General features: G+C 69.3%; 7 protein-coding genes. All 7 read right to left on the bottom strand.

What is annotated here, in order from left to right:
* Positions 1–256: 256 nt before the first annotated feature.
* Positions 257–1,735 (bottom strand): amino acid permease, encoded by a 1,479-nt coding sequence (locus COGEMETH_RS23290; RefSeq protein ID WP_238185060.1) that lies wholly within the window; start codon positions 1,733–1,735, stop codon positions 257–259.
* Between the two features lie 88 nt (positions 1,736–1,823).
* Positions 1,824–2,600, bottom strand: coding sequence for a DJ-1/PfpI family protein (locus COGEMETH_RS23295; RefSeq protein ID WP_238185061.1), 777 nt, complete (start codon positions 2,598–2,600; stop codon positions 1,824–1,826).
* A gap of 67 nt (positions 2,601–2,667) precedes the next feature.
* Complete coding sequence (locus tag COGEMETH_RS23300) at positions 2,668–2,964, bottom strand: DUF6166 domain-containing protein (RefSeq protein ID WP_238185062.1); 297 nt, start codon at positions 2,962–2,964, stop codon at positions 2,668–2,670.
* Positions 2,961–3,179: a hypothetical protein gene (locus COGEMETH_RS23305; RefSeq protein ID WP_238185063.1), complete on the bottom strand. Its 219-nt coding sequence runs from the start codon at positions 3,177–3,179 to the stop codon at positions 2,961–2,963. The genes COGEMETH_RS23300 and COGEMETH_RS23305 overlap by 4 nt, the downstream gene beginning before the upstream one ends.
* A 414-nt stretch (positions 3,180–3,593) precedes the next feature.
* Positions 3,594–3,983 (bottom strand): hypothetical protein, encoded by a 390-nt coding sequence (locus COGEMETH_RS23310; RefSeq protein ID WP_238185064.1) that lies wholly within the window; start codon positions 3,981–3,983, stop codon positions 3,594–3,596.
* A 28-nt stretch (positions 3,984–4,011) separates the two neighbouring features.
* Entirely contained in the window at positions 4,012–4,803 is a 792-nt protein-coding gene (locus COGEMETH_RS23315; RefSeq protein WP_238185065.1) for a sterol desaturase family protein, read from the bottom strand.
* A gap of 65 nt (positions 4,804–4,868) precedes the next feature.
* The coding region (locus COGEMETH_RS23320) for an MFS transporter (protein ID WP_238185066.1) at positions 4,869–5,528 on the bottom strand (660 nt) is incomplete at its 5' end.

A 5,528-nucleotide genomic window follows, 5' to 3' on the forward strand; every position in this document is an offset into this window, starting at 1 on the left:
CGCCGCCCAGGCCGAGATCGCGGTGACCGGGACGGCGAGCCCCCAGGACCCGCTGCTCCTGCAACTGCCCGAAGCCCGGACGACCGGGCAGGCGTGAGACCCGCCGGGGCTCGCGTCCCGCTGCGCCCGCGCCTATATATCGTGTCATCGAATGAACCCCGGCTCGCGCGCATTGCGCTCCCCCCTCCGCGGGGGAGGGTGGCCCTTGCGTCAGCGAGGGTCGGGAGAGGGAGACGCGCGCGGGTCGCAAAAAACCTCAGACCGCCTTGCCCGCCTCCTCCCGCCCGATGCGGCTGTGGGCGCGGCTCCAGCCGAAATAGATCGCCAGGCCGATGGCGAGCCAGATCAGCAGGCGCAGCCAGGTCTCCCCGTCGAGCGAGACCATCATGGCGAGGCAGGTGAGGATGCCGAGGATCGGCACCAGGGGCACCAGGGGCGTGCGGTAGGCGCGCTTCGCCTCGGGCTGGGTCCGGCGCAGGATCAGCACGCCGAGGCAGACCAGGATGAAGGCGAGCAGCGTGCCGATGCTGGTCATGTGGCCGAGCTGGGAGATCGGCAGGAAGCCGCCCAGCACGCCCGTGAACACCATGAAGAACAGGTTCGAGCGGTAGGGCGTCTTCCAGGTCGGGTGGATCTTGGAGAACAGGCCCGGCAGGAGCCGGTCCTGCGACATGGTGTAGAACACCCGGCTCTGCCCCAGGAGCAGCACCAGGATCACGGTGGAGAAGCCGGCGATGACGCCCAGCGTCACCAGGGACTTCAGCCAGGGGAACGGGGTCTGGCCGATGGCGGTGTTCACGGGGGCGCCGTCGCCCTTCATGGCGTCGTAGTGGACGAGGCCGGTGAGCACGCCCGCGAACAGGATGTAGATCACCGTGCAGATCGCCAGCGAGCCGAGGATGCCGATCATCATGTTGCGCTGGGGGTTCTTGGCCTCCTGCGCCGCGGTGGAGACCGCATCGAAGCCGATATAGGCGAAGAACACGACGCCGGCCGCCCGCATGATGCCGCTCCAGCCGTACTCGCCGAAGGTGCCGGTGTTCTCGGGGATGAAGGGCACGTAGTTCTGGGCCTTCACGTAGAAGGCGCCGAGCCCGATCACCACGGCGACCACCGCGAGCTTGATCATCACGATCACCGCGTTGACCTTGGCCGACTCGCTGATGCCCACCATCAGCAGGCTTGATGCCGCCACGATGATGAAGATCGCCGGCAGGTTGACGAGGCCGTGCGCCATCGTGCCGTCGGCCAGCGTGTAGGTCTCGAAGGGCGAGTGTACGAGCCTGGCCGGCAGGTCGACGCCGAGCTGGTGCAGGAAGCGGGTGACGTATTGCGACCAGCTCACCGAGACGGTGGCCGCCCCCACCGCGTATTCGAGCACGAGGTCCCAGCCGATGATCCAGGCCACGAACTCGCCCATGGTGGCGTAGGCGTAGGTGTAGGCCGAGCCCGCCACCGGGATCATGCCGGCCAGCTCGCTGTAGCACATGCCGGCAAACGCACAGCCGACCGCGGCGATGGCGAACGAGATCACCACCGCGGGCCCCGCATGCTCGGCCGCCGCGATGCCGGTGAGCGAGAACAGGCCGGCGCCGATCACCGCCCCGATGCCGAGGCCGATCAGGCTCCAGGGCCCCAGCGTCCGCTGGAGGCCGTGCTCGCCCCCCTCCGCGTCGGCGTTCAGCCGTTCGAGGGACTTCGTGCGCAGCAGATCACTCGCAACCCCGGTCGCCATGCCGCCCTCTCCGCATCGATCGTCCTTCGAAGCTAGCAGCCCGTAGCCGGCTTGCCAGGGGCCGGGCGGTGATGGCGGACAATTGTCCTCAGCCGCGGGCGCGCGCGGCGGCCGTCGCGCCTTCGACCAGGGGCGCCAGGATCGCATCGGCCGCCCGCACGATCTGCGCGCCCGCTTCGTTCGGCGTGCCGGCGCGGAAGGGCGGTTGCGGCGCGTATTCCGCGACGAGCTGGCTGGTCCGGGCGTAGTCGGCCCCGCGCAGGCGGGCGGAGAGGGCGAGCGCGAAGTCGAGCCCGGCCGAGATGCCGGCGGCCGTGACGCGGTTGCGGTCGAACACCACCCGCTCGTCCACCGGCACGGCGCCGAGGATGGGCAGCACGGTCTCGCGCACGCACCAGTGCGAGGTGGCGCGGTAGCCCGCGAGCAGGCCCGCCGCGCCGAGGATCAGCGAGCCGGTGCAGACGCTGGTGATCCAGGCCGCCCGCGCCGCCCGGTCGCGCAGGAAGGCCAGGGTCTCGGGATCGCGCATCTGCTCCGGCGTGCCGTCGCCGCCGGGGACGAACAGCACGTCGAGGTCGCGGGGACATGTCGCGAAGCTCTCCGTCGCGACGAGGCCGAGGCCGGTATCGCTCGCGACCGCGCCTGTTTGCCGGCCCACCAGGAACAGGCTGCCCGGCGCGAGGCCGGCCAGCATCTCCTGCGGCCCGACCACGTCGAGGCCGGTCATGCCGGGATAGAGCAGCATGGCGATCCGCACCGGCCGCCCCTCCGGGACGGGCGCGGGTCCCGCGAGGGCCTGGGCCGGCCGACCGGCGAAGCCGCCGGCGGAGGCCAGGGCGGCGGCCACGAAATCCCTGCGCTTCATGCCCCGGTCCGTTTTGCCGTTGCGGCCCACCGGATTGGGCGCAGGTCGGGGATCGACCATGGGCGCCTCAGCGGAGGGCCTCCAGCGCCCGGTCGATGTCGGCCGACCGCATCTCCCACTCGTTCTGGAAGTTCGCCACGACCGCACGCATGAAGCGCTCCTGCAGCGCCGCCGCCCGATCGGCGTCGCCGAGATGGTCGGCCAGCAGCGCGAAGGCGAGCTGCGACGGCTCGGGCCCCTCGTAGCTCCACTCGAAGCCGTTGCGGGAATAGCGACGCTGGCCCGCGCGGTCGTCGAGGGGGCGGCCGTCCACGGTGACGACGATGCCGTCGATGGTGCGGTCGCCCGCGTAGACCTTCGTCACCGGGGCGCTCCCTCCAGGTCGCGCCGGGGCGCGCGGCCGTCGGCGCGGTTGCGCATCACCTCGGGGAAGATCCAGAGGCTGACCACCATGAACGGTCCGAGGAAGGCCAGGGCCCATTGCGGGCCGGCCTGTCCGAGATGGCGCATGTAGAACCAGCCGGCCAGGGCCGCCAGCGCGACCGCGACCGAGAGGCCGACCTTGATCGGAAACGGCATGTCCGTCCCTCCTCCAATGTTTTTTCGTGTTTCTCGACGCAGGCGGTGTGCAGGCCTGTCGCAGGAACGTTCAGATCGATACCGAGTCTTATACCAACGAGATCCCGCGGCCGCCCCCCCTCCCTTCGGCCTTGTGAGCTACCGTATTCCGCATCGCGCTAGGATGGCGGAGGAGGCGCGGGTCCCCTCTCCCGTGCGGGAGAGGGACAGGGTGAGGGATGCGACCTCTCCGGAGAAACCTGGGCCCCTCACCCCAACCCTCTCCCGCACGGGAGAGGGAGCCCCACAGCCCTTCGGACGACCTGTCCGGTTCCCCTGCGCAGATGTGTGAATCCGGTAGCCATTTTAGGGAGGAGAGGCGCCCCTATCCCCCGATCAGGGATTCCATTCGCGTCGCACCATCAAAACAAGCGCTCAGAGCCCGAACACCCCACCCACGGCCTGCATCAGTCCGAGGCTGAGGCCGGTGCCGGCCAGGACGATGGCGAGCCCCGCCGGGCCGTCGCGCCAGCGCTCGGGCCAGACGTTGAACAGGCCCGGCGCGAACAGCAGCGCCAGGCCGCCGACGATGACGAGGCTGGTCCAGCGCAGGTGCGCGGCCCCGTAGGCGAGGCCGCCGCCGACGAGGAGGGCGAGCAGGATCACGTTCGCGGCGAGCAAGGCGAGGCCGAGCGGGCGTCCCCTCAGGTCGGGCCGCGTCTCCAGGGGGAAGGCGCCGGCCAGGACGTAGAAGCCCGTGCTCGCCACGCCGGCGAAGACGGAAAACCAGACCAGGGCTGCGACATTGGGCTCGATGCTCTGCATCCCGAACTCCCGTGCTTGCCGACGACGATCATTCCGCAGGCTGCACGCTTCCGACCGGAGGCGCGCCGGGCGTGCGGGCGGTCTTGCGCATGTCCGTGCGGACGTGGCGGGTGTCGTAGCCGTTGAACAGCGTGCCGATCAGGCCGCGGTTGAGGTCGGAGGTGCCGAACAGCCAGTCCATGATCGGGAAGGTGAGGTTCATGTTGCGCTCCATCATGATCGACTGGTCGTGATGGGCGGTGTGGTGGCGCCGGTTGGTGTTGATGAACGGCATGTTGCGCACGAACCAGTTGTCCTCGACGTGGCAGCAGAAGTGCATGAACTCGTAGATCATGTAGATGCTGGTCGTGGTGGCGATGAACAGCCAGCCGACGTTCGGGCTCAGCAGCCAGCCGAGGACGATGGCGCCGGGGATCGACATCAGCGTGAAGCTCGCCAGCGCATAGGGCGGGAAGAAGGTCACGCGGTAGTCGCGGTGGTCGGCAAACCGCATCTCGTGGTCGGTGAAGAACTGGTGATGCTGGAGCGTGTGGCGGTTGTAGACCGCCCGGCCGATCGGGTTGCTCTGCGGGCGGTGCATCACGTAGCGGTGCAGCCACCACTCGAAGAAGTTGCAGAACAGGAACACCACCGGGACCGTGATCAGTTCGGCCCAGCCCACCCGGTCGAGGTTCGACAGGTAGACGTACAGGGCGGTCAGGCCGATCGTGTAGATGATCGCGATGTGCAGGAGGCCGTTGTACCAGCCGGCCACGCGCTGCCGGTAGTTCGCCCGGTAGCGGCGCTGCCGCTCGCTCATCCGGCTGGTTGCCAGTTCCATCCTGCACGCTCCCGTTCGCGATGCGCTAAACATATCTCTGATATGTCAGATGTCAACGTGCGGCTTCAGCCGGAGATCTCTTCCAGCGCCTTGCCCTTGGTCTCAATCCCGAGGAACCCGACCGCGGCTGCGGCGACGACGAAGGAGCCGGCGCCGAGGGCGAAGACGCCGCCCTGGCCGAGCACCGGAAGGATCACGCCGATCGCGTAGGGGCCGAGCAGGGAGCCGACCCGCCCGATCGCGGAGGCGCAGCCCGCCCCGGTGGCGCGCGCCCGCGTCGGGTAGAGTTCCGGGGTGTAGGCGTAGAGCACCGACCACATCCCGAAGAGGAAGAATTGCATCATCAGCCCGAAGGCGATGAGCCAGCCGAAGGAGGGGGAGTTTCCGTAGAGGTAGGCGGCGACCGCGCTGCCGAGCAGCATCAGCACGGCGGTGGGCTTGCGGCCCCAGCGCTCGACCAGGATCGCCGAGGTGATGAAGCCCGGCACGCCGGCCAGCGAGATCAGGATGGTGTAGCTCACGGACTTGGCGACGCTGTGGCCGGACGCCTGGAGCAGGGCCCCGAGCCAGGTGGTCAGCCCGTAGAAGCCGAGCAGGGCGAAGAACCAGGTCAGCCAGATCATCACGGTGCGGCTGGCATAGCCCGGGCTCCAGAGTTCCAGGAACGAGAACCGGCGCTCGCAGCGAACCTGCGCAGCCGCTGGCGGCGCAGGTTCGCTGCGAGC

The organism is Methylobacterium trifolii, from assembly GCF_022179685.1.
Taxonomy (GTDB): domain Bacteria; phylum Pseudomonadota; class Alphaproteobacteria; order Rhizobiales; family Beijerinckiaceae; genus Methylobacterium; species Methylobacterium trifolii.

What these genes read in the sequence shown, in the direction of transcription:
- COGEMETH_RS23290 (WP_238185060.1), bottom strand. Translation starts at nt 1,735, where the DNA reads ATGGCGACCGGGGTTGCGAGTGATCTGCTGCGCACGAAGTCCCTCGAA.
- COGEMETH_RS23295 (WP_238185061.1), bottom strand. Translation starts at nt 2,600, where the DNA reads ATGAAGCGCAGGGATTTCGTGGCCGCCGCCCTGGCCTCCGCCGGCGGC.
- COGEMETH_RS23305 (WP_238185063.1), bottom strand. Translation starts at nt 3,179, where the DNA reads ATGCCGTTTCCGATCAAGGTCGGCCTCTCGGTCGCGGTCGCGCTGGCG.
- COGEMETH_RS23310 (WP_238185064.1), bottom strand. Translation starts at nt 3,983, where the DNA reads ATGCAGAGCATCGAGCCCAATGTCGCAGCCCTGGTCTGGTTTTCCGTC.
- COGEMETH_RS23315 (WP_238185065.1), bottom strand. Translation starts at nt 4,803, where the DNA reads ATGGAACTGGCAACCAGCCGGATGAGCGAGCGGCAGCGCCGCTACCGG.